Below are 24673 nucleotides of genomic sequence, written 5' to 3'. Positions count from 1 at the left end.
CTCGCAAGTTGACTTGCTTAGCGCCGCCCCTCGTAAGGAACAATAATTAGTATACGGTCTTTGCTGCTTCAGGTCAATGCTTTTTTTGCAAATCCACAATATTTTATCATTTACACTCACTAGATAAGAAAAGGTGGAAAACGTTCGTTTTCCACCTTTTTATCAATTCCTTGCATTTGATATTGTCCGGAAATTTCACATCCATTCAATTGATTGGCCGTCCCGTCCATCTTTGACTAGGATCCCCATCTCCTTCAACTGGTCACGCAGCTCGTCGGACTTTTCAAAATCCTTTTCCTTGCGGGCAGCTGCTCTTTCCTCCAAAATCGCTTGTGCTTTTTTTGACAGCGACCGCTTTTCTTCAAAGTCATCCAAGCCAAAAATATGCAACCAAGTCACTAATTTCTCACGTAGGAGTGCAAACGTTTTTTGATTCTTTTTCTCCTGCAGGGTGCGGTTGGCCAAAGTCAGCCCCTCAAACACCACCGTCAGCGCATTTTCTACGTTAAAATCGTCATCCATCGCCGCCATGAACCGTTCGTCCAACAGCTGCAGTTGCGCTCCCGTCGTTGAATCTAATTCCCCAGCAGGCCCCGCTGCCTTGGCCAAAGCGCGCATTGTGCGATAAATTTTATCAACCTCCTGTTGGGCCTGGTCCAAACGTTCTCTCGAGTAAGCCACCGGGCGGCGGTAGTGTGTCTTTGACAAGAAGTAGCGCAGTCCCTGTGGATCAATGTTGTCATCTGCCAACAAATCATGGATGGTTACAAAATTTCCCAATGATTTGGACATCTTCTCATCATTGACATTCACAAAACCATTGTGCAACCAATAGTTCACGAAGCGTTCATCGTGATACGACTCCGATTGCGCCAACTCATTGGTATGGTGAGGAAAGGCCAAATCAATGCCACCGGCGTGAATATCAATCGTGTCACCAAGCAGCGAATCGATCATAACCGAGCACTCCAGGTGCCAACCGGGGCGGCCCGGTCCCCAAGGTGATGGCCAGGACGTCACATCTGGTCGTTCTTCTTTTTTCCAAAGGGCAAAATCGGTGTCGTTTTCCTTTTCTTCTTGATCTTCGTTATCTAAGCGCCCAGCTGCGTTCTTTTTCAACTCGGCCATGTTTTGGTGAGAAAGCACCGCATAATTTTTAAATTGATCCGTGCGGAAGTAAACATCCCCGTTAACTTCGTAGGCTTGTCCCTGCGCCATTAACTTTTCGACAAAAGCGACCATTTCTTCCATATATTGGGTGGCACGCGGTCTTGTCGTGGCTGGTGCGATGTTCAAGGCAGCCACATCGGCTAAGAAAGCATCGGCGTATTTGTCCGCCACCTCTTCTTCACTCAGTCCTTCTTTTTCCCCTTGCGCAATGACCTTGTCACCCAGATCCGTAAAGTTCGAGACAAAATCAACGCTATACCCACGCCACTCGAGATACTTGCGAATCGTGTCAAAAGCAGCAGAAGAACGCGCATTGCCGATATGAATGTAGTTATAAACCGTCGGTCCACACAAATAAAAGCGTACCTTGCCTTCTTCGATGGGCGTGAAGCGTTCTTTTTCTAGCGTGTAAGTGTTATAGACCGTTTGCATGGTGATTCCTTTTGACAAGTTTTTTCTTATTATAACAAAAAACGAGAACCTTTCGGTTCTCGCTTTTTTTGATCTTAGGCCAGGTACTTGGCCTTTACATCTGCCATCGTTTGGAGCACGTCTTGCTTGTTCAGCAATTCGAGCAGCTCTGGCAAGTTTGGACCCTGAATTTGGTGGGTCGTGGCGATGCGAATTGGGTTCCACAATGGGCGACCCTTGATTTCGAGTTCGTTTTGGATGGCGCGAATAGTAGCCATGTAAGTGGCAGCGTCCGTGTCTTCAGGCAAGTCCGTGTAGGCCTTTTCCCAAGCAGCAAAGACCTTCCGGCCATCTTCAGAAGTCAGGTATTCCACCATTTCGTCTGTGATTTCAGGCAACTGGAAGAATGGCTCGCGCATCAAATCAACGATCTGATGCGTGTAGGAAATACCATCGACACCCGCCACATTGATAGCTTTCACCAACCAGTCGTGCTTGGTCTTGGCTTCATCAGCCGTGATAAAGCCGGCGTTGACCAACTCATCAATCAGCTGTGGCATCACGCGATCCTTGTCGCGACGGATCCATTGATTGTTGATCCACTCGAGCTTCTTTTGATCAAACTTAGCGTTAGCCTTTGACAAACGGTGTTCGTCAAACATGTTCTTGAATTCTTCCAATGAGAAGATTTCGTCTTCCCCCTTTGGTGACCAACCCAGAAGGCCGATGAAGTTATCCAAGGCTTCTGGTTGGTAACCCAGTTCGCGGTACTGTTCTACGAACTGCAGGATGTCGTTGTCACGCTTGGACAACTTCTTTCCCGTTGCGGCGTTGATGATCAATGCCATGTGGCCGAACTTTGGAATGTCCCAACCAAAGGCATCGTAGACCATCATTTGCTTTGGCGTGTTCGAGACGTGATCATCCCCACGCAAAACGTGAGAAATCTGCATCAAGTGGTCATCGACCGTCACGGCAAAGTTGTAGGTTGGCATTCCGTCGGCCTTTTGGATCACCCAATCCCCACCAACTTCTTTTCCACCGATGGCGATATGGCCCTTGACGATGTCATCCCATTCGTACATCTTGTCTTCGGGCACGCGGATACGAACGACTGGCTTCAAGCCTTGTGCTTCGAACTTTTCGTAAGCCGCTTCGCGTTCTTCCTTTGACATGCCTTCGTATTCGTAGACGTAGTGAGGCGCTTGCTTAGCCGCTTGTTGCGCTTCGCGTTCTTGCTTCAATTCTTCGGACGTCTTGTAAGACTTGTAGGCCAAACCGCGTTCGAGCAAGTCATCGATGTAAGGTTGGTAGATGCCTTGCTCGTTTCGTTCGGATTGACGGTAAGGACCATATTCGCCTGGGTTTTCTGGTGATTCGTCCCAGTCCAAGCCCAACCACTTCAGGTTGTCGAGCTGTGACTTTTCGCCATCTTCGATGTTACGAGAAGCATCCGTGTCTTCGATACGGATGACAAAAGTACCGTTGTAATGGCGGGCAAAAAGCCAGTTAAACAAAGCCGTTCGGGCGTTTCCAATGTGCAAGTAGCCCGTTGGTGATGGGGCATAGCGGACGCGAAAGTCGTCAGTCATGAATTCTGTTCTCCTCAGTCAGCTTAGCTGAAAAATTTCTATTAATTAGTATACAACAAAGTGTGCTTGGTTTCAGTGTTCTCCACTGATTTCATCGCAGGTTTCTTATCCCAAAGCAACCTTCAAAGCTTCTTTAATGGTCGAAACGCCGATAACCCGGAGTCCTTCCGGTATCTTGATCGAACCGAGGTTGTTCTTTGGCACAATGGCCCGGGCAAAGCCGAGCTTGCGTGCTTCCTTTAATCGCCCTTCCAAATCAGAAACGGAACGAACCTCACCAGTCAGGCCCAGCTCGCCGATGAAGACATCGGATGCTGGCGACTCCTTATCCTGGTAAGAGGAAGCGATGGCAACGGCGATGGCCAAATCGATGGCCGGCTCGTCCAATTTCACACCACCAGCGGCCTTCAAATAAGCGTCCTGGTTCTGCAACAACAGATTGGCCCGTTTTTCCAAAACGGCCATGATCAGAGACACCCGGTTGCGGTCCAAACCAGTAGCCGTTCGCTGGGCGTTTCCAAAGACCGATGGCGTGACCAGGGCCTGCAACTCGACCAAAATGGGCCGCTCGCCCTCAAGGGTCGCCACGATGGCCGAACCAGTGGCACCAGCCAGCCGTTCTTCCAAGAAAATCTCGGACGGATTGGCCACCTCAGCCAAGCCCTTGTCACGCATTTCAAAGATACCCAATTCGTTAGTGGCACCAAAACGGTTCTTGACCGCCCGCAGAATGCGGTACTTGTAGTGACGGTCTCCTTCAAAGTAGAGCACCGTATCAACCATGTGTTCCAAAATCTTTGGCCCGGCAATGGCGCCACCCTTGGTCACGTGACCAACGATGAAAACCGAGATATTGTTGGTCTTTGCAATCTGCAACAAATCAGCGGTTACTTCCCGAATTTGGGCAACCGATCCGATTGGTGACGTCAAATCCGGTTCCTGCATGGTCTGCACGGAATCGATGATCAGGTAGTTGGGCTGCAGTTCTTCGACTTGTTTCTTAATCGCTTCCATATCCGTTTCGGGGTAGAGATAAAAGTCATCCCCGCCAACGGCCAAACGATCGGCCCGCATCTTAACCTGAGTGGCCGACTCTTCACCGGTCACATAGAGTACTTTGCCGTGGTTGGCCAACTGACCAGACACCTGCAAGAGTAAGGTCGACTTTCCGATTCCCGGATCGCCACCGATCAAAACCAAAGTCCCAGCGACGACACCGCCACCAAGGACTCGGTTTAATTCCTTTAACTCAGTCGCCACCTTGGGCGTTTCTTCCAAAGAAACCTGGTTGATCTTCTCAACCTTGGCCGCCTTGCCATCGATCCCGACACGGGATTTACGCGATTGTGTCTCCGGCTGGACCTTTTCTTCGACAAAGGTTCCCCACTCGCCACAGTTCGGACAACGGCCGAGGTAACGCGCTGAGATAAAGTCACAGTTGGAGCAGATAAATTGTGTTTTTGCCTTCGCCACTTAGCTTAAGCCTCCCCAGTTGAGCCAAAGCCACCCGAACGGACCGTCTTGATGGCATCCCCATCTTGGTCGGCCAAGAGGAATGGCAAAAAGAGCCCCTGGCCAATGCGGTCGCCCTTTTTAATTTGCAGGTCTTCGTCGCCAAAGTTCAAGAACTGGAAGAAAATGTGTCCTTCGTTCTTCTCGTTGTTGTAGTAATCGCCATCGATGATGCCAACCCCGTTTGACATGATCAGCTTCTTCTTGATTGGGCCGGATGAGCGGCAAACCAATTGCAGGTATTCGCCTTCTTGCATGTAGGCCTTGATACCAGTTGGCACCAACACTGGCTTTTGTGATTCTTGCAAACCGCGTGCGGGCACGACAATGTCTTCTGCCGCCTCAAAGTCATAACCGGCCGCTTGCATCGTCGAACGTTGTGGCAGGTTGATCCCCGCTCCTGCATACTTGCTAATGACTTCAAATCCCCGTGCTGCCATGTGTCCATCCCCTTTTTTCTGTTAAAATCGAAAGTGTTCTTTCCATTATTATACGTCATCGACCACATTTCAAAAAGGAGGAATCCCATGACCATTTTGAAAGAAGAAAACGGCTTTTACTATGAAGAAAAGGGCAAACGCTTGGGTGCAGTCGTCTATCAAGGCGAAGAAGGCGGACAGGTTCTCGCCCTAACCAGCACCTACGTCGACCCCAACCTCCGTGGCCAAAACATCGCCCGACAACTGGTCGATGCGGTCTGCGACCTGGCCCGTTCCGAGGGCAAAAAAGTGCGCCCGGATTGCCGCTATGCCCAGGTGCTCTTCCGCCGCTTTGAATCGGAATATGAAGATGTCGCATTTTACAAAAATGATTCTAAATAACCTGCTTTTTTCTGGAGGGTATGATAAACTCTTAACAATTAGAAATTTGAGAGGATTTTATGTTTTTTGATTTCACGATGCTGGCACCAATCATTTTGCCAGCAGCCCTTCTGCTTTTCATCATCTATTTGATTAAGAAGCCGATTCGCAGGCAAATGAGCCAGGTGCAGATTTCCTTTTGGGTGACGCTTGTACTCTTCACAATTGCGCTTCTGATTTTGTTGATTACGCCAAAACCAGATGGCCACAGTTATCTCTGGTTCCCTTTTTTCGTCATATTTTCCATTTTTGTGCAAGCAGCATGGAACCTGCGTCGCGAAAAGCAGGGCCATCCCCAAAAGAAACGCTTAGTGAAAGAACACCCCGCCATCGCTTGGCTCTGTGTTTTTCTTCCAGTTTATGTTGGTGTAATGATTTTCGCGAATTTTATCCCTGCGAAAACATTTGATCTTTGGTGGTCAGCCCTACTTCTCGTGCTTGCTCTCTTCGCAATCGCCAACCTAGCCGACTTTATCGGTCAGCAGGTGGCCAAACATCTCGATAACAAATAAGAATTTCTAGTCGTCTGAAGCCTGCGGGTTTGGACGGCTTTTTTTGCACACAAAACACGCCCCCAGCTAGAGGATGAAGTCGTCTGGGAGCGCGTTTTTTATTTGTTATGAATCAAAAAGCAAGCGAAGGCTTACTTTTCCTTCTTTTCTTCGATCGCCGAGATAACCACCTTGCCATCAACCAAGTCGGCTGACAACTTTGTCTTGTCAGGGTTATCCAAATAGAAGTCGGTGACTTGGTCACGAATTTGTTGTTCGATGACCCGACGGAGTGGACGAGCACCGAGTGCTTCGTCATAGCCATCTTCGATCAAGTGGTCCTTCACGTCATCAGAAATCGTCAAGCTCAAGTGCTTCTTGGCCAAAGTCTTGTTCACATCGTCCAACATCAAGTTGACGATCTGCTTCAAATCGTGCTTGGTCAACGCAGAGAATTCAACAACACCGTTGAAACGGTTCAGGAATTCTGGGCGGAAGAAGTGCGACAAACGGTCCATCAGGTCCCCTTCTTCAACGGCCTTGTCACCAAAGCCGGCGTTAGAAGTGGCAATGACCACCGTGTTCTTGAAGTTGACCACGTTTCCCTGACCATCGGTCAAGCGACCGTCATCCAAGACTTGCAAGAGCAAAGTCAAAACTTGTGGGTTAGCCTTTTCAATTTCGTCCAACAAAACAATGGAGTAAGGGTTCCGACGAACCTTTTCGGTCAAGGTGTGGGCGTTGTCGTCATAGCCAACGTATCCGGCAGTGGCCCCGATCAGCTTTGAAACAGCGGTCTGGTCAGAGTATTCTGACATATCCAAACGGATAATCGACTCCTTGGTTCCAAAGAGATCCTTGGCCAATTGCTTTGCTAACTCCGTCTTACCAACACCGGTAGGTCCAACGAAGAGGAAGGATCCGATTGGCCGGTTTCCTTCGTCAAAGCCGGCACGGTTACGACGAATGGCGCGAGCCACCATGTTCACCGCCTCGTCTTGGCCAATGACCTTACCAGCCAAGCGCTTGTCAATTTGCTTCAAGTGTTCGATGTCTGAAGCACCCATTTGTGAAACGGGGATACCAGTCAAGCGTTCGACGGACTTGGCCACGTCATTAGCAGTGGCCGTGACCTTCTTGGCTTCCTTAGCTTCCTTCAATTCGTGCTTAATGTCCTTGATTTGCTTTTTGATGGACAAGGCCTTTTCGTAATCTTCTTCAGCAACGACGCGGTCTTGTTCAGCTTGCAAAGTCTCCAGCTTCTTCTCCAAGGAAACCTTGTCGGTTGCTGGGTTCTTGGCTGACAAATGAGCCGCCGTCATATCGATCAAGTCGATGGCCTTATCAGGCAATGAACGCTGTGGAATGTACTGGATCGAGTAATCCACGGCGGCCTTCAAGACGTCTTCTGGCAACGCCACGTTGTGGTGCTTTTCGTACAATGGCGCAATGCCCTGCAAAATCTTCAACGTGTCTTCTGCAGAAGGGGCGTTCACCTTGACTTCATTAAACCGACGAGCCAAGGCCGCGTTCTTCAAAATGGTGTTCCGGTATTCATCTTGGGTGGTGGCACCAATCAAGGACAATTCACCACGGGACAAAGCTGGCTTCAAAATATCGGCCAACCCTTTGCCACCTTCACCATCTCCGGTCGAACCAGCCCCTAAGATTTGGTGGATTTCATCAAAGAAGAGCACGACATTACCGGCCTTCTTGACTTCGTCAATCAGCTTTTGCACGTTTTCTTCGAAGGCGCCACGGTATTGCGTACCAGCTTCCAATTGGGAAATGTCAATCGAGTAAATTTGCTTGTCTTGGATAGCGGCAGGTACGTCACCGGCCACAATGGCTTGTGCCAAGCCTTCGATAACCGCCGTCTTACCAACACCAGCATCACCGACTAGAACTGGGTTGTTCTTTGTACGACGAGACAAAATTTCAGCCGTTTCTTGAATTTCCTTATTCCGTCCGATCACAGGATCGAGCAAACCGTCTTTGGCTTCTTGCGTCAAATTACGACCAAGCTTTGCCAGCATGCCGTCTTGCTTGATCTTACCGGCTTGCTGACTAGCCCGACCGTTACCAGCAGTCTGTGCTTGGTCCATATTTGGTAACTTTCCTGTTTGCTTGTATTGGGCGAATTCTTCAGGCGTCACTTCGCGTCCATTAATGAGATAACGACGGTTTTCAGAATTCATGCCGCCGAGGCCGCCCATCATGTTATTAAAAATATCATTCATATCTGAGTTAAAAGGATCATTTTGGTATGCCATAATCTTACCTTCCCTTATCTAATCTTATTCTTGTCTTGGCCACTTCTTTTTTAGCCAAGCGGAGTATTACCAATCAGTCATCTACTTCTTTATGCTGCCGATAGCCATCTTCTAGTTCACGAAGCACTTGCCACATCTGAATGTGTTGGGCTTTGGCTAGAGCATCCAAATCGCGGACGTTCATCGACGTCGCTTTCGACTGCGCCTTGTTAAAGGACCGGTGGATGGTCGTGTAACCATAACCTGAGTTCTTCGAAACTCGGTAAATCGTCAGTGACTTATCATCTAAGTAGCGTTTAATATTGAATTGGACCATTTCTGTCCCCCTCACGTTCTGTCACATTCTTAACCATCCTGTAACCTCCTTGACTTTTAGTATAGCACATATATGACATAACACAAGCATGCTATATCTATTTTGATTTTGATCCAGTAAACTAGAGGTAATCACGTCGGCAGGCAATCATCACCCTAGCCGACTTTCGCTTTTTTCCTATTCAAGAGGTAGACACGTGGCAAAGAAACGCTTTGAAATTGAACTTCCCGAGCAAGTCGTCTCGGACTTGCATTTAGAAGATGGCGACCAGATCGACATTCAACTAACCAACCAGGCCTTTAAGGTTTTGCCAAGCAAAAAAATGCAAGAACAGCAGAGCCAACAACTGTCGATTCGGCGCTTTATCATCCCCTCCATTTTGGCCACTGTCTGCTTTGCTTTTTACACGATTTGGCAACAGGAAAACTTAGTGCCTTTAACCGGCTCCGACTCCATTGCCACCTGGGTTATCTCCTTGGGTGAACTGACTGGGATGGCCACTTTTATCTACACGCACATCCAATCGATTAGAAAAGAAAAGGACCAAATTAAGAAAAAGACCGCCATTCGGCTTACCCCAACTCTCTTCTTCTCCTTTGCTTTGATCCAAGCCTTTGCCTCCGTCGCTCTTTTTTGGGCCATCGGCTTTCTTTTCCAATCGGCTTCATTTGATTCGCTCACCGCAACCTTGATTTTCTTCTTATTTGTATCAGTCGAAAACTATGTCATGATCTATTCGGCCACGTTGGTTTCGACGACCTTTATGATGTTTTTGCTAATTATCACCATCGTCTGCGGCGTCTTAGTGGCCATGGTGACCAATTCCCGCCTGCTCTGGTGGCAGCACAACTTTTCTTTCTTGGGCACATCCAAGGCCGACTTCTCATGGACATTTAACGCCACCCTGATGATCGCCGGTTTACTCTGGGCAACCTTGATTGACTACCTTTTTGTGCCCATTCAAAAGCGTTTACCGAAAAACTGGCGGCTAATCGTATTGCGCGCCTTTTTGACATTCGACGCCCTTTGCCTCTTTGCCATCGGTGCCTTGCCAAACGACCCTGGCTTCCTACACATTGCCCACGATACGGTGGCTAACTTCCTCATTCTTGGAACCGGGTTACCAATGATCAGCATTCGGCTACTCCTGCCAAATGCTAGCAAAGAATTCAACCTCTTTTCACTAGCCACGGCTGTTGGCATGATGTTATCATCGGTCCTCTTTTATCTTTTGCGCTACTTCTCGCTAACCGCCTTTGAAATCTTTATCCTCACAATGGGGATTTCCTGGCTCTTGTTGTTAATGCAAAACATCCACGAACTCTACGAATTAAAAGACAACACCTATTCATTTAATCTAAAAGCGCTCAATTAGGAGTCCTCATGTCAGAAATAAATCACAAATTCAATCCAAAAAAACGGCCCAACCAAAAGGGCCGTGCGCAGCATAAACGCCCCTTCCGTCCAGCAGGCGACGTTTCAGTCAAAATCGGGCAAAAATTCCCACTAACGATCAAGCGGCTCGGCATTAATGGCGAAGGGATCGGTTATTTCAAAAAGAAGATTACCTTCATCCCCGGCGCTCTGCCCGGTGAAGTCGTAACTGCCAAAGTCACCAAGGTGACCGATAAGTATTTGGAAGCCAAAACCGTGACGGTTCGCGAAGCTTCAAAAGACCGTGTGACCCCAGAAGATCCCGCAGCTGATTTGGTGGGTGGCTTCGAATTGGCCCACTTGGCCTACCCGGCTCAGTTGGCCTTTAAGAAAGACTTGATTGCCCAGGCCTTGGAAAAGTTCAAGCCAAGAGGCTACGAGCAATTCAAGATATTAGACACTTTGGGCATGGATGTTCCAAAGCATTACCGAAACAAGGCCTCGCTGCCCATTCGCAAGCTCAAGGGTGAGCTGACCATTGGGCTCTACAAGCGGGGCACCCATGATTTGGTCGACCTGCCCGAAATGGCCACTCAGGACCCACGCACGCTGTCGATCATCCGCAAGCTCGGTCAGATCTTGGACGAGCACTCACTTTCCTTCTATAACGAAAAGACCAAGAAGGGCCTGGTCAAGACCTTGATTGTCCGCACCAACCAGGAAGGTTTGGCACAGGCAACGATTGTCGCCACCGACGATGCTTTGCCAGACGAAGACTTGATCGTCAAAGACATCCAAAAGGAATTGCCAGCAGTCAAAGGGCTCTTCTTGAACCTGCACGACGACTCCAGCTCGCTCATCTGGGGAGAAGAAACCTGGAAACTCTGGGGCGACGATTATTTAAAAGAGGATATCTTGGGTCTGACCTTCAACTTTTCCCCACGGGCCTTTTTGCAGTTGAACTACGAGCAAATGGAAAAGACCTACGAGGTCGCTTTGGCCGCCATGGACTTGCAGCCAGATGACCAGTTGGTCGACGCCTATGCCGGTGTCGGAACGTTGGGCCTTTCGATGGCCTACAAGGTCAACCAGGTTCGCGGAATGGAAATCATTCCCGAAGCCGTCCAAGACGCCAAGCTGAACGCCGAAGAAAACGGCATTGAAAACGCCCACTACGAAGTCGGATCAGCCGATCGTGTCTTCAAGAAGTGGGCCAAGGACGGCTTTAAGCCAACCGCTTTGGTTGTCGATCCACCCCGTCCAGGACTGGAAGACGACTTGAAGCAGGCGATTTTGAAGGCTCGGCCGAAGAAGTTCGTCTACATTTCATGTAACCCATCCACATTGGCACGGGACCTGCGCGATTTGGACTCGGCTTATCGAGTGGACTATATCCAACCAATCGACATGTTCCCACAGACACCCCGTTGGGAAGGGGTCGTCAAGCTAAGCTTGCGTTAAGCAGGCATTGGCGTTACCATACGTTTTGTCTTCATTTGCCACATTCTGAAGTTTAAAGGAGGCTTTCATGGATCACCGTAATGGACAGTATTATGAACTGACCATCCGCCAATTTTTGTTTTACTTCATCCTATCTTTGACCATGGATGCCTTAGGAAACGGCATGTCGGTCTCGACCAACCTGGGCTCTGCACCCTGGACGGCCGGATCGGCCAACTTGGCCAAACTGACCGGTTGGCCGATCGCCATCTTCTTGGGTCTGACCTCGATTTTGGTCGCAACCGCCAACATTTTCTTCGCCCGTAAGCTCGATTGGAAGCGTTTTTTCGGAAACATTCTCTTCGGCGTACTCTTTTCCTTTTTGGCTGGTGTCTTCACGACGCTTTTCAATCATTTGGGGATCCCGGGCTATCCGCTCTGGGCTAAGATCATCGTGGACCTAATCGGACTAACGACCATTGGCGTCGGCATTTCGATTTACCAACGGGTCAACGTCATCATGCACCCGATCGACGACCTGACCAACATTCTGCGTTTCTCTTACTTCAACGGTTCCGCACCGAAAGCGCAGATGTCCAACTTCGTGGTGGCCATCCTTATTTCGCTGACCTGCTGGCTGTTGTCCGGCACCCTGGTCGCTCTGAACATCGGAACGGCCTTCGCTTTCTTTTGCCAGGGATCGATCATCGCTTGGGCGGACCGTTTCGTCTTCCCAACGTTGGTTCACGGAAACATGGACAAGTCCCACAAAGATATTCCAATGCAAAATTAGTACGATAAAAAGCCGCCCCTTCAATACGAAGGGACGGCTTTTTATATTAGATAATCGAAGTTACGTCAGGAAAAAAGATGTGATAACGTCGATTGGGTCGGGCAGCTCTTTATTTCTGATGAACTTAAAGTAAATCCCTAGCCAAAGAAGCAATAAAATCAGATAAACAATGACTGCTGGCAGGGAAAAATGCAGGTACTGAAGCGCATGTGTACTTTCAACCACCTGGTACTTTAGTCCGAAAACCGTTTGGCTTGCTCCGCCCTTGCTAAAAAAGAAGACTTCAACGACGGTATCGATGACAAAAACGATGGCGTAAATAAGAGTGAAGAACAGTGTTTGTTGGCCTATTTTCTTAATCATCCATCTAAAGTATCATAATTTAGAAAAATGGCCAAACGAGATCGAACGTGCTCAAATAAAAGCCGCCCCTTCAATACGAAGGGACGGCTTTTTGTTTATTTATTTGAAAAACTTCTTAGACAGATCACGAACAACCGTATTGTTCAGCGCAAAGTAAGTCATCAGCACCTGGATTGGGAAGAAGATGATGTTCTTTGGCAAACGCGTCGCCATCATCGAAAAGAAGACCGACCAGGACTTGTGTGGCGAATAGAGCACCAGCAAGGCCGCGGTATTAATCAGCAGGTTGACCAGAATGGTGATGAAAAGAACTGCTACGATGACTTTCCACCAGGCGACTTTGGCATCGGGCTTTTCTTGGTAGAAGAAAGCGCCGTAGATCAGCCCAGCGACCAAAACCCCGATCGCCATGATCGGCGACCAGTGGCCGCCACCGAAAAAGTTGGTCTTCACGAAGTCCAAGAGGACCATGACCATGGTTGTCCAGAGCGGACCAAACCATTTGCCCATCAGAGATGACGCTAGAAAGACAAAGGAAATCCGCATGATCTGGGTCGTGATCGACAGCCTGCCCAAGATAAAAGACAAAGCGATCAGAACCGCCAGCAAAACCAGCTGTTGGACCGAGAGTTTGGGCAAAGCCCAGCGTTTAAAAGACGTGCGTGTCTGATTGTTCATATGATTGAACCTCCTAAAAGGAGCGTCCACCTGTTGGTGAATGCGAAACCCGCACCGCACATTCCTGTTTCGTCGCTGGCTCACATTCCGTTTCCAGCGCACTTAACGCACGGGTTCCTACCCCATAATTTGTTTGGCCATTTATTCAAAAGGACCATCTTTTATTATAGCAGTTTTCGTCTGAACTATCCCATCAACCCCTGAATCTGCTCCGCCAACTCAGCATCTTGCTGAACCAGACCAGTGATTTTTTGACGGATTTGGTTTAGCAGGTCCAAGAAGCGCTCGGAAAAGGTTTCCAGCTCGCGAATGTTAGCGCTATATTCGTTACAGGGATCCCTGACGACAGAGCGATACGTAAAGCCAGTGTGACCTAGCCACTCACGAATCTCCCCATCCGAAAGTTCCGTGGTCGCTGAACGGGCCTGATTAAACGTTTCGTCCCAGGTCAGCCGAGCGTCTTGCATGGCCACGCGGTAGAGCTGAATCATCTGACTTGTCATTTGCACAAAATCACTTTGCGCTCGCTCCACCACGGCCAAGGCTTTCGAATCGTCCAAATAAATTTGCGCGTTACTCGATAAACTTCCGCCGTTACGCGCCTTCAAGCGACGTTCAGCCAGACGGAAAAACTTTAATTTGTCTTGGAAAAAGATAAAGTTATCGTGATTCCGCTGCTTCATTCTGGCAAACAAATTCTCTTCTGTTTCGGGAATGAGTAAATTTCCTGCAGCGCCAAATTTCCACGCGAGCAGATCGTGGTATCGCAAAAATTTACCAAGTTTTTTACCCGTGTCAATCAGCAGGCCGGCACCGGTTCTGTTTTCGCGAAAATTGCCAATAAAATCACCACGATTTCGATAGTTCATCAAGCGCTCGGGATGCGCCTTCGCCCACTTTTTAGCCTCAGGCGAAAGCACGTGAAAAGGATCCGGACCGTTAAAGCCAACGTTTTCAAAATGGTGTTCTGCGGCCACGTACAGCCCGGTGTATTCGCCCAAGGAATGACCGGTCGTCGTGATTTTGGCATTGGGATATTCCGTTTCAATCCGACTGGCAAAGGCATCGGCAGCGTGCAACTGACCCGACTTTCGAACCGAGCGCAAGGCCCGCCCAAACACACGCGTCTCCGGCTTAATTTCCATGACGAGCGAGTGCGGAGTCAAAGCACCCCCGACTGTTCGCACGTCGGTCTCAAGATCTTGTATATCGCTCGAGTTGGTACCGGCATAGGCGATCACCACCTCACTAGTGTCGACCTGCCCATCGACGATGGGCGCCACGGCCATGGCCTGCATGCCGCTGCGGTGATTGATGGTGTGGAGAACTTTGAAATCAGTGTCTCCACCAAAAGACTTAATATCATTTTCTTTTGCTCTAATATCATAATCAGGATGCTTTTTGTCTTGTAAATACGCCTGCTCAGATACTTTGTTAAAATCTCGTTCAGTAATCATACTTCCTCCTTTTCACCATTCGAGTAAGTGACTCTAACCTTTTTTTGAGTTATTCCCTTTCTTTGAATATCCCGATTTTTAACTGTGTAATCAGACAAAGTTTTTTCATTTTCAACATAGCTATACGCGAAATCGACAGCCCCATATTCTTCACTTTGGACTATGGCATACATTCCGTAAAATCCAGTCATCGGATGGTAGTTACATCTTGTTATCTTTATTTCAGTAATTCCTGAAAATGTATTTTTCATCTGACAGACCGATGCTCTTTCCGCCTTCAATTTTTTCACATGTTGTTCTTCAGCTTTTACTGTCATATATACGCCTCCACGATAAACAGTTACGGCCATTAACGCTGCGATCATGAGCGACAATAGTAACCAATTTTTTCTGAACATTTTTTTGATTTTTGTTATCATAAAAAAACCTCCAGGCCTTGATATAAAAGGCTTTATCCGCCCTGATTGTAGCATCATTTCAAACAAAATCATTGACAAATTGTGGTATTATACACAAAACTTCAAAATGTATAGAAAATAAAAAAGAAGCATGACAACCAATCGTTATCATGCTTCTTTTACTGCTTATTTATGAAATTACTTATACAAAATTAATGCCGAAACGCGACGAATCGATTGCGCATATTTAATATCAATGATTTCATGACCATTGTTTTGCAGATCTTCCAAGGTCGCATTTAGCTTATTATGAAACCGATTGCCGGAAAAACTCCCGGTGACTAAGAATGTTAACATCGTCTTGTTTTCCTCCAACATTCATTTACATTTTGGCTTCCAAGTCCACATCAGGATACTTGTCCTTGAACCAATTCATGGCGAATTGGTTTTCAAAGAGGAAGACGGGCCGGTCATAACGATCCTTGACTAGCAAGTTACGCGATGAGGCCATCTTTTGATCGACCTGTTCCGGATCAACCCAACGAGCTACCTTCGAACCAATTGGCTCGAATTGGATGGCCACGTTATATTCGTTTTCCATCCGGAACTTGAAGACTTCGAACTGCAGCTGTCCAACAGCGCCCAGGATGTATTCGTTAGAATTCCAAGCCTTGTAGAGCTGGATCGTTCCTTCTTGAACCAGTTGGGTGATCCCCTTGTGGTAGGACTTCTGCTTCATGACATCCTTAGCGATGACTTTATTAAAGTATTCAGGCGTGAAGGTTGGCAAATCAGGGTAAGTGATTGGCTTCTTTCCCGAATAAATCGTGTCCCCAATCTGGAAGTTACCGGTATCGTAGATTCCGATAATGTCGCCAGGCACAGCGTCTTGCACGTTCTCACGCTCTTCGGCCATGAACTGCGTGACGTTGGCCAAGCGGAGCTTTTTGCCCGTACGAGACAACGTTACGTCCATCCCCTTCTTGAATTCGCCAGAAACAATCCGGGCAAAGGCGATGCGATCGCGGTGACGGGGATCCATGTTGGCCTGAATCTTGAAGACAAAAGCAGAGAACTGATCAGAATCAGGCAGCACTTTTTCGTCGTCGACCGTTTCGATGCCGGCCGGCTGTGGCGCATAGCTGAGGTATTGCTCCAAGAACTCCGTCACACCAAAATTGGCCAAAGCGGAGCCGAAGAAGACGGGTGTCAACTTTCCCTTTGCCACCGCTTCAGTGTCAAAATCATTTCCCGCATCTTCCAACAACTCGACTTCGTCCATCCCATCTTGCATGACTTCTGGATGGTCCGATGCATTTTTAAACGGAATTAATTCCTTTTGACGCAAGTCGTAGATGCCTTGCAGAATCTGTCCGGAACCAATTGGCCAATTCATCGGAAAGGCTTGAATTCCAAGCGTTGACTCGAGCTCGTCAACCAAGTCCAATGGCGCACGGGCATCTCGGTCGATCTTGTTAAAGAAAGTAAAGACCGGAATACCACGCTTTGACACAATTTCAAAGAGTTTCTTGGTTTGGGGCTCAATACCCTTGGCGGCATCGACCACCATCACAACGGAATCAACGGCCATCAGCGTTCGGTAAGTATCTTCTGAGAAATCTTCGTGCCCTGGGGTGTCTAGAATGTTGATCCGTTTGCCATCATAGTCGAACTGCAAAACCGAAGAGGTAACCGAAATTCCACGCTGCTGTTCGATTGCCATCCAATCGGATGAGGCAAGTTTTTTGGCCCCACGGCCTTTGACCGTTCCCGCCTCACGAATCACCCCTCCGTGTAAGAGCAATTGTTCCGTTAAGGTCGTCTTACCCGCATCGGGGTGGGAAATAATGGCGAAGGTTCGCCGTGTTTTCAATGCTTCTTTAAAGTCTGTCATAATACTCTTATTCTACAAGAAAAAAGCAGCTAGGGCTAGACGAAATGTCTGCGATAGCTGCTTTTAGTCTGAGGTTTTCACTGCCATTCATTCTGCTTTTCTTTGTACTTTTCAGCTTCAGATGGCGTTGCCAGAACAAAATGACCACTTTCAACTTCGACCATTTGCCGATCCTGTCCATCTTTTTCAAAAGAAGGATCGTAACTCGTCACGTGGTGGGCCTTTTCCTTAACAGGATCGGGCTCTGGAACCGCTGACAACAACGACTTCGTATAAGGATGCAACGCATGGTGGTAGACCTGGTCGGCCGTCCCAATTTCCACCAATTTTCCCCAGTGAAGCACGCCAATTCGATCGGACAGATATTTCACCATAGCCAAATCGTGAGCGATAAACAAATAAGTCAAACCGTGATCTTTTTGCAACTGAGCCAACAAATTAACCACCTGTGCTTGAACGGAAACATCCAAGGCAGAGATCGGCTCATCGGCAATCACAAACTTCGGCTTAACCGCCAAAGCACGGGCGATCCCGATTCGTTGTTTCTGACCACCAGAGAATTCGTGTGGATAACGAGAAGCGTGATCTTCGTTCAAGCCGACCATTTCCAAAAGTTCCAAGATCTTTTTGCGTCGCTTCTCTTTATCCTTTGGATAACCCGCTTCATCTAGTCCTTCACCCAAAATATTGGATACGGTCAAGCGACCATTTAAAGAAGCCTGAGGATCTTGGAAAATCATTTGGGCCTTCCGACGAAAATCACCCAATTCTTTACGCTTCATTCTCGTAATTTCTTGACCGTCAAAAGTGATGGAACCCGAATCTGGTTCGTATAACTTTAAAACGGAACGTCCAAGGGTTGTCTTCCCTGAACCCGATTCCCCAACCAGTCCAAAGGTTTCGCCCTCGTAGATATCAAAGGAAACATTGTCCAAGGCTTTGTTTTCGTTTTTCTTTCCCTTGTTAAAAGTCAGGGTGACGTTTTTGATTGCCACTTGCTTTTTGGCAGCTGGATTTTGCATCGTTTACCCCTCCTTTACAAAGTTTTCTCGCCAATACGCTTGACGTTTTTGAATTTCCATCGGTGGCTCCACCTTCGGTGCCCGTTCATCAAGCAACCAAGTAGCGGCCTCGTGTGTATCCGAAACCTTAAAGAACGGTGGTTGTTTCTCATGATCGATGTCTAGTGCATAATCATTACGGTTCGCAAAGGCATCACCCTTCGGTGGATAGAGCAAATCGGGTGGTGTTCCTGGAATGGCGTGCAAGGACCCAAGGGCCGTTGACGTCGTTGGCATGGATGAGAGAAGTCCCCATGTATAGGGATGTTTTGGATTATAGAAAATTTCGTTAACGGTTCCCTTTTCAACAATCTTGCCAGCATACATCACCGCCACACGGTCAGCAACATTGGCCACCACACCCAAGTCGTGGGTAATAAAGATAACCGACATATCCCGCTTCTTCTGCTGGGCTTTAATCACATTAATGATCTGGGCTTGGATCGTCACATCCAACGCTGTCGTTGGTTCATCTGCAATTAAAATATCTGGTTCGGCTGCCAACGCAATGGCGATCACAGCGCGTTGGCGCATTCCTCCTGACCATTGGTGCGGATAATCGTTGATATGCTTTTCAGCATCAGGAATTCCCACATCTTTCATCAAGGTCAACGCCGCTTTTTCAGATTCTTTTGACGACATCCCCAAATGCTTTTCCATTGGTTCGGCAATTTGTTTGCCGATTGTCATGGTTGGGTCGAGCGACGTCATCGGATCTTGGAAAACCATGGCGATTTTAGCACCACGCACTTGGTCCCAATCTTTTTCCATGTAACTGGCCAAGTTGTCCTGGCCAAGTAAGATTTGGCTTTCTTTTTTAACGGATGCGTTGGGCGCATTCAACCCAAGCAAGGTCTTTGTTGTGACGGATTTACCTGATCCGGATTCACCAACAATGGCCAAAGTTTCCCCTTTTTTCAAGTCAAAGTCAACACCACGGATGGCCTGAACAACCCCTGCATACGTTTGAAAGGAAACCGATAAATTTTTCACTTGTAAAATGGGCGCTTGCATAGAAGTCTCCTATTCATCCAGCATTTTTGGATCAAAAGCGTCCCGCAAGCCGTCACCTAAGAGAATAAAGGCCAGTGAAACGAGAACCAAAATGGTTGCCGGAATAAGAATCTGGTAAGGATAGTATTGCAACATGGACTGAGAATCAGCGATCAGCGTTCCAAGAGAGGCCGTTGGGGCTTTCACACCCAAGTTAATCGCTGACAGAACCGCTTCAAACATGATGGCTGCCGGAATGGTCATCATCACTTGAACAATAATCGTTCCCGCCATGTTTGGGACCAGGTGTTTGACCGCAATTTTAGGTCCTGAACCCCCAAGGGTTTTAGCCGCCAAAACAAAATCCCGTTCCTTTAAGGTCAACGTTTGATTTCGCACCTGCCGAGCCATGGACACCCAATTGGTCAGGGCAATGGCTAAGATAATCGAACCAATTCCTGAACCAAAAAGCATGGCCAAAAGCGTCACAACAACCAGCGTCGGGATCGCCGAAATCACTTCGATAATACGCTGCATAATCGTATCGACCCAGCCACCGAACCAACCAGAGATCAACCCGTAGGATACCCCAAAGATTAAATCAATCGCGGTTGCAGCCAGTGCGACGAAAAGCGAAATTCGCAATCCGACCGTCACACGCTTACCAAGTGAACGACCAAGGTTGTCCGTTCCTAAGAGGAAGTTTTGCTTCACATCATTTTGTTCGTAAACATCCACTTTATCAGCCGAACCAAGAACCGTTCCAGTACCATCCCAGAAAGGAATGGGCAGCCCTGACTTTGGCGGCAAGCTTTTATACTTAGCCCCTGTGTTGGTATTGAATTGATTAGCGTCGCTTTGCGACAAAACAGCGGTTGAACCCAATGCAAAGATCGCAATGGCAACTAAGAAGTATAGCGACACAACGGCCAACTTATTCTTCTTCAACCGGTGCCAGACCGACTGCCAGAAGGTCAGTGTTGGCTTGTTAATTTTTTCCGTGGCAGCTTCGTTTTTGATGCCCACCAAGGTAAATTCTTGACTTGCTTCCATGACTTTCCTCCTAGTCTAAGCGAACCCGCGGATCGACGATCGCTGTCAAAATATCCGTAATCAAAATCATCACCATCAACATCAAAGCATAGATAATGGTGGTTCCCATGATAACGGGATAATCCTTTGTTGGAATTGATGAAACAAACTGCTGCCCAATTCCTGGAACCGAAAAGATGTTTTCGACCAGTGTTGATCCTGTCAACAGGTTAGCCGTCATCGGTCCAATCAAAGTCAAAATTGGAATCATCGAATTGCGGTAGGCATGGCGTTTGATCACTTGACCTTCGCCAATTCCCTTGGCCCGTGCTAATTGAATGTAATCCGAATGGAGAACTTCAATCATTTCGGAACGAACAAAACGAGTCGTAATGGCTGCCGGTCCAACCGCTAAGGCAAGGGTCGGCAAAATCGTCTGTGAAAAGGAATCGCCCCATCCCGAAACGGGTAGCCAATCCAACTGATACCCGAAGATAAAGAGCAAGACGATGGCCAGGATGAAGGATGGTGTTGAGATACCAAGGGTTGAGATCACACCCAAGAAACCATCCAACTTTTCATTTTGGTGGCGGGCAGAAACAGCACCGAACCACAGACCAATTAACACCCCGACAATCAGCGCCTGCACACCCAGTTGGGCTGAGATTGGCAACCGTTGCCCGATCAGCATGGAAACCGATTGGTTCTGATACTGAAAGGACGTGCCCATGTCTCCGTGTAGGAGGTTAACGATATAGTCAAAATATTGAACAATAACTGGTTTATCCAACCCATAGGTGGCATTCAGCTGCTCAATGGCAGAAGCCGTCAGCTTGGGGTTGTTGTATGGCGTTCCCGGCAGAATCTGCATCAGGAAAAAGGTGGCCGTGACCACGATCCAAAGAGTTAACACCAGGATCAATAGACGTTTCAATATATAGCGGGCCATAAGGTCTCTCCTTTAGTTACAAATATGTACGAAAGTCGGCTTTCGCCGACTCTCTTATCTTTCAATTACTTACGGTGTGCGTAAGTCAAATCAAGTGTTAAGCCAACTGGGCTTTCAACAACACCCTTCACGTTTGAACGAACCAGCGAGCTGGCCTTCCATGAGTAAAGTGGGTTAATGTTGGCTTCCTCCATCAAGGCCTTTTCGGCATCCTTGAAGTCGTCTTGACGAGCAGAAGCATTCGTTGCATCCGTCGTTTCGGCCTTCTTCACGGCTGCGAAGTAAGCATCGTTAGTAAAGCGTCCTTGGTTATAACCAGCATCCTTGCTTGCAAAGAGGTCATAGAAAGTAGAACCATCTTGGTAGTCACCGTTCCAATTAGTTACTACGATGTCAAAGTCACCAGCCTGTGAATCCTTCAAACGTTGCTTGAATGGCACGATCTTTTCCGTCACTTCGATGTCAGATCCAAAGGTTGATTCCCAAGCCTGCTTGATGTAATCAACCGTGTTCTTTGAGATCACCGCATCCGCATCCGTTTCGATCGTCACCTTCATCTTACCTTGGTTGACTTCTGCCAATCCTTGCTTGAAGAGTTCTTGTGCCTTCTTCTTATCGTATGTGTAGCCTGGCTTTACGTAAGCCGACAGGTCTTCACCAGTTGTCGTCTTGGTCAATCCCTTTGAAACCAGTGACTGTGCAGCATCACGCGAACCACCCGTTGCCTGTGACGCCAATTCTGTTCGGTTCGTAGCCAGGTTCAATGCCTGACGAATCTTTTCATTCTTCAAGAAGGCGTTGTTGGCCTGGTTGTACTCCAGATAAGTAGCAGCGGCAACGGCCGTTGACTTCACATCCTTGTTGTTCTTGTTAGCTGAGTACATTTCAGGGGAGTTCGAGATGGATACTCGATCGATCTTACCCTGCTTGTAGAGCTTCAAAGCCGTGTCGGCGTTTTTAACAACTTGCCAATTGACCGTCTTGGTCTTCACGTTCTTGGCATCCCAATAGTTGTCGTTTTTGACCATCTTGAACTTACCGTTGGTTCCGTTCCAGCCTTCAAACTTATAGGCACCAGAGTAAATTTGCTTTTCAGAAGTCGTTCCGTACTTGTCGCCTTCCTTGCTTACATAAGCCTGCTTTTGTGGGGCGAAGTTAGCAAAGGCCAAGAGATACTTGAACTGTGGCATGGCGTGATCCAACTTAAAGGTAATCGTGTTTCCTGAAGCCGATACACCCAACTCGGAGACATCCTTCTTTCCGGCCATGATGTCATCAGCATTCAAAACCCCTGAAGCCAATGACGCATACTGTGAAGCCGTCTTAGGGTTAACCATTCGTTGCCATGAGTAAACGACATCTTGTGCCGTCAACTTTGAGCCATCTGACCACTTCAGACCAGAGCGAAGTTCAACTGTGTAGGTCAGCCCATCGTCTGATACCTGATAGGACTTCGCCAGGTCAGGAGCGGGTTCACCCTTTGCGTTGACACGCAACAAGTTTGATTCTGTGTTTCCCAAAACCAAGTTCGAATACTGGTCCGTTGCCTTTGAAATATCCAACGTTTGAATATCCGTTGGCATCGCGTAATTCAACGTATTCTTATCTGAACTTGGGTTCGAGCCCCACCAACCTGCTGCTTTGGTTCCACCCGCAACAGCAGCGACAACAACGACAGCCGTTGTCCATTTCTGCCATCTTTTCATTTTCCTGACCTCCCGGCGCTTTTTAATGTTGAATTAATAGTATCAGATAAAATTTTAACTTTCAAATAATTTTCTAATAATTAACTAATAAAAATTCAATAAACTCGATAAAAACGCCTTAACAATGGGTAAAAAGACGATTTTTTACCATTTTATTACAAAATCAAAGAGGTCGGTGTTGTAAAAGGCCAAACCAGCGTCAAAATACTCATTATTTGCCTATTCAATGCTTCGGCAATGGTCCGCTTTTTCATAAATGTCCACAAAAAAAGCACACCTGCGTGTGCTTTTTTATCCTTCCGGATTTTCTTTGTAAGATAGTGCGGCAACGTTTAACGTCTGATCCGCCAAGTCCTTGGTAAAGGAAACTTCGTGGGAAACGATGATGGCGTTTCCCGGGAAGGCCTTAATCGCCTTGTACAAAGCGTTCTTTGTTTCTTCATCCAAGTGGTTAGTTGGCTCATCGAGAATTAAGAAGTTCGATGGCTTCATTTCCATGATGGCCAGCTTGACCTTGGTTTGCTCTCCTCCAGAAAGTTGGAAAAGGGGCTTTTGCGCATTCTCGGAATTAATGCCGGCCCCTGCCAGACGCTGTCGGAGCTCCTTTGGCAGGATTGTTGGGAATAGATCCTGCATGGCCTGCAAAGGCGTTTGCTGATCGTTGTCCCAGTCCAAATCCTGGTCAAAGTAGTTCACCACAGCAGATGGCGAGAACTCGACCGTTCCACCAAGCTTTGGAATGTCACCCAGGATCGACTTAATCAAGGTTGACTTACCAGCCCCGTTGAAGCCAGCAAAGACCAACTTCTTTTCAGACGTAATCGAAAAGGACACCGGTTCCAAAATGGGTTGTTCATACCCAACGGACAAATTCGTGACCGTCAAAGCGGCAGCGGATTGCGAATTCACGTAAGGGAAATTAAACTTGGCCTTCAAATTTTCTTGCGGTGGCTCGACACGGTCCATGCGGGCCAGCATCTTTTCTCGAGAACGGGCCTGCTTAGAAGTGGAGGCACGGGCCTTGTTTTTGGCGATAAACTTTTCGGCCTTGGCGATTTCTTCCTGCTGCTTTTCATATTCCCGAATCTGCTGATCAGCCCGTTCCGCTTTTTGGCGCATCGCCTTTTGGAAAGAACCACGATACTTCGTGATCTTGCCGAAAGAAACATCCGCAATAGCGTTTGTGACCTGATCCAAAAAGTCAAAGTCGTGGGAGATGATCATGGCAGCGCCAGAAAAGTTTTGCAAGAAGCCTTCCAACCACTCAATGTGGGAAACATCCAAGTAGTTGGTGGGCTCATCCAAAATGATAACGTCATCATTTTCAAGTAAGAGCTTCGCCAAGATCACCTTGGCCCGTTGCCCACCTGACATGTGTTCGAGTTCGCGATCACGACCAATGGATTCCAACCCCAAACCGGAAATGACCCGTTCGATTTCCGTGTCGACTTCATAAAAACCAGCAGCGTCCAACTCTTCTTGGAAGCGCCCCGCTTTTTCAAGTAATTTATCATCAGCCGTCGCCGCGTACTTTTCGTACAAGGCGGTCATTTTGTCTTGCTTATCGTAGAGATCTTGGTAGGCCGTGTGCAAAAAAGCCACCAAGGTCATCCCCGCTGGAATTTCAGCATACTGGTCCAAGTAGCCAATTTTTAAGTTTTTGGCCCACTCAATTTTTCCAGAAAGCGGCAACACTTGCCCAGTCAAAATCCGGATCAACGTTGACTTACCGGCACCGTTTTGACCGACAATGCCCATGTGCTCGCCCGCCTGGAGTTCCAGACTCGCGTCTTCGTATAAGGTTTTTTCTGCGTAGGCCATTGACAGCCCACTTACTTCTAATAATGCCATAGCCCTAATTCTAGCACATTTTAGAAGATTTAAATAGCAAAGCCAAAAGGCATGGCCTA

Annotated in this window: 23 protein-coding genes and 1 riboswitch; of the genes, 5 read left to right on the top strand and 18 right to left on the bottom strand. The window is 47.8% G+C overall.

Annotated elements, in window-relative coordinates:
• Nucleotides 1-195 precede the first annotated feature (195 nt).
• From cysS to G6R27_RS05665, 4 genes are all read right to left on the bottom strand, one after another.
• Nucleotides 196-1602: a cysteine--tRNA ligase gene (cysS, locus tag G6R27_RS05680; protein WP_213820114.1), complete on the bottom strand. Its 1407-nt coding sequence runs from the start codon at nt 1600-1602 to the stop codon at nt 196-198.
• A 74-nt stretch (nt 1603-1676) separates the two neighbouring features.
• Nucleotides 1677-3173, bottom strand: coding sequence for a glutamate--tRNA ligase (gene gltX, locus G6R27_RS05675; protein ID WP_213820108.1), 1497 nt, complete (start codon nt 3171-3173; stop codon nt 1677-1679).
• A gap of 105 nt (nt 3174-3278) precedes the next feature.
• A complete protein-coding gene (gene radA / locus G6R27_RS05670) occupies nt 3279-4646 on the bottom strand; it encodes a DNA repair protein RadA (RefSeq protein ID WP_213820107.1) in 1368 nt (455 codons plus the stop codon).
• Between the two features lie 5 nt (nt 4647-4651).
• Nucleotides 4652-5125, bottom strand: coding sequence for a dCTP deaminase/dUTPase family protein (locus G6R27_RS05665; RefSeq protein ID WP_213820106.1), 474 nt, complete (start codon nt 5123-5125; stop codon nt 4652-4654).
• 87 nt (nt 5126-5212) lie between these two features.
• Here G6R27_RS05665 and G6R27_RS05660 point away from each other — a divergent pair, with 87 nt between their 5' ends.
• Together G6R27_RS05660 and G6R27_RS05655 are read left to right on the top strand one after the other, a co-directional pair.
• Nucleotides 5213-5506: a GNAT family N-acetyltransferase gene (locus G6R27_RS05660; protein ID WP_213820105.1), complete on the top strand. Its 294-nt coding sequence runs from the start codon at nt 5213-5215 to the stop codon at nt 5504-5506.
• Nucleotides 5507-5565: 59 nt separating this feature from the next.
• Nucleotides 5566-6057: a hypothetical protein gene (locus G6R27_RS05655; RefSeq protein ID WP_213820104.1), complete on the top strand. Its 492-nt coding sequence runs from the start codon at nt 5566-5568 to the stop codon at nt 6055-6057.
• Nucleotides 6058-6188: 131 nt separating this feature from the next.
• On the opposite strand, the gene G6R27_RS05650 is transcribed toward G6R27_RS05655, so the two are convergent.
• Nucleotides 6189-8309, bottom strand: coding sequence for an AAA family ATPase (locus tag G6R27_RS05650; RefSeq protein WP_213820103.1), 2121 nt, complete (start codon nt 8307-8309; stop codon nt 6189-6191).
• 73 nt (nt 8310-8382) lie between these two features.
• Entirely contained in the window at nt 8383-8625 is a 243-nt protein-coding gene (locus tag G6R27_RS05645; protein WP_213820102.1) for a helix-turn-helix domain-containing protein, read from the bottom strand.
• 196 nt (nt 8626-8821) lie between these two features.
• On the opposite strand from G6R27_RS05645, the gene G6R27_RS06405 reads away from it, so the two are divergent.
• The 3 genes from G6R27_RS06405 to G6R27_RS05630 all read left to right on the top strand — a co-directional run bounded on the left by G6R27_RS06405 (nt 8822) and on the right by G6R27_RS05630 (nt 12232).
• Nucleotides 8822-10000 (top strand): DUF998 domain-containing protein, encoded by a 1179-nt coding sequence (locus G6R27_RS06405; RefSeq protein WP_213820101.1) that lies wholly within the window; start codon nt 8822-8824, stop codon nt 9998-10000.
• Nucleotides 10001-10008: 8 nt separating this feature from the next.
• Nucleotides 10009-11460 (top strand): 23S rRNA (uracil(1939)-C(5))-methyltransferase RlmD, encoded by a 1452-nt coding sequence (gene rlmD / locus G6R27_RS05635; protein ID WP_213820100.1) that lies wholly within the window; start codon nt 10009-10011, stop codon nt 11458-11460.
• A gap of 67 nt (nt 11461-11527) precedes the next feature.
• Nucleotides 11528-12232, top strand: a complete 705-nt coding sequence (locus G6R27_RS05630; protein ID WP_213820099.1) for a YczE/YyaS/YitT family protein — start codon at nt 11528-11530, stop codon at nt 12230-12232.
• A gap of 60 nt (nt 12233-12292) precedes the next feature.
• On the opposite strand, the gene G6R27_RS05625 is transcribed toward G6R27_RS05630, so the two are convergent.
• From G6R27_RS05625 to G6R27_RS05570, 12 genes are all read right to left on the bottom strand, one after another.
• Nucleotides 12293-12595, bottom strand: a complete 303-nt coding sequence (locus G6R27_RS05625) for a hypothetical protein (protein ID WP_213820098.1) — start codon at nt 12593-12595, stop codon at nt 12293-12295.
• Nucleotides 12596-12694: 99 nt separating this feature from the next.
• Nucleotides 12695-13273, bottom strand: coding sequence for a folate family ECF transporter S component (locus G6R27_RS05620; RefSeq protein ID WP_213820097.1), 579 nt, complete (start codon nt 13271-13273; stop codon nt 12695-12697).
• Between the two features lie 32 nt (nt 13274-13305).
• A riboswitch (THF riboswitch) is annotated at nt 13306-13400 on the bottom strand.
• Between the two features lie 58 nt (nt 13401-13458).
• Complete coding sequence (locus tag G6R27_RS05615) at nt 13459-14730, bottom strand: alpha/beta hydrolase family protein (RefSeq protein ID WP_213820096.1); 1272 nt, start codon at nt 14728-14730, stop codon at nt 13459-13461.
• Entirely contained in the window at nt 14727-15149 is a 423-nt protein-coding gene (locus G6R27_RS05610; RefSeq protein WP_213820095.1) for a hypothetical protein, read from the bottom strand. The genes G6R27_RS05615 and G6R27_RS05610 overlap by 4 nt, the downstream gene beginning before the upstream one ends.
• Nucleotides 15150-15326: 177 nt before the next feature.
• Complete coding sequence (locus G6R27_RS05605; RefSeq protein ID WP_213820094.1) at nt 15327-15485, bottom strand: hypothetical protein; 159 nt, start codon at nt 15483-15485, stop codon at nt 15327-15329.
• Between the two features lie 25 nt (nt 15486-15510).
• A complete protein-coding gene (locus G6R27_RS05600; protein ID WP_213820093.1) occupies nt 15511-17022 on the bottom strand; it encodes a peptide chain release factor 3 in 1512 nt (503 codons plus the stop codon).
• 77 nt (nt 17023-17099) lie between these two features.
• Nucleotides 17100-18044 carry an ABC transporter ATP-binding protein gene (locus G6R27_RS05595; protein ID WP_213820092.1) on the bottom strand — a complete coding sequence of 315 codons (945 nt, stop codon included), beginning with the start codon at nt 18042-18044 and terminating at the stop codon, nt 17100-17102.
• A 3-nt stretch (nt 18045-18047) separates the two neighbouring features.
• The gene (locus G6R27_RS05590; protein WP_213820091.1) at nt 18048-19097 is read right to left on the bottom strand and encodes an ABC transporter ATP-binding protein; all 1050 of its coding nucleotides are present in this window, start codon (nt 19095-19097) and stop codon (nt 18048-18050) included.
• Nucleotides 19098-19106: 9 nt separating this feature from the next.
• A complete protein-coding gene (locus G6R27_RS05585; protein WP_213820090.1) occupies nt 19107-20129 on the bottom strand; it encodes an ABC transporter permease in 1023 nt (340 codons plus the stop codon).
• Nucleotides 20130-20139: 10 nt separating this feature from the next.
• On the bottom strand, nt 20140-21057 hold the full coding sequence (locus G6R27_RS05580; RefSeq protein ID WP_213820089.1) for an ABC transporter permease: 918 nt from the start codon (nt 21055-21057) through the stop codon (nt 20140-20142).
• Between the two features lie 65 nt (nt 21058-21122).
• A complete protein-coding gene (locus G6R27_RS05575) occupies nt 21123-22763 on the bottom strand; it encodes a peptide ABC transporter substrate-binding protein (protein ID WP_213820088.1) in 1641 nt (546 codons plus the stop codon).
• Nucleotides 22764-23054: 291 nt separating this feature from the next.
• Nucleotides 23055-24614: an ABC-F family ATP-binding cassette domain-containing protein gene (locus G6R27_RS05570; RefSeq protein WP_213820087.1), complete on the bottom strand. Its 1560-nt coding sequence runs from the start codon at nt 24612-24614 to the stop codon at nt 23055-23057.
• Nucleotides 24615-24673 lie beyond the last annotated feature (59 nt).

The organism is Fructobacillus papyriferae (genome assembly GCF_018437225.1).
Classification (GTDB): Bacteria; Bacillota; Bacilli; order Lactobacillales; family Lactobacillaceae; genus Fructobacillus; species Fructobacillus papyriferae.
This window is presented reverse-complemented; position numbering and strand designations above follow the sequence as displayed.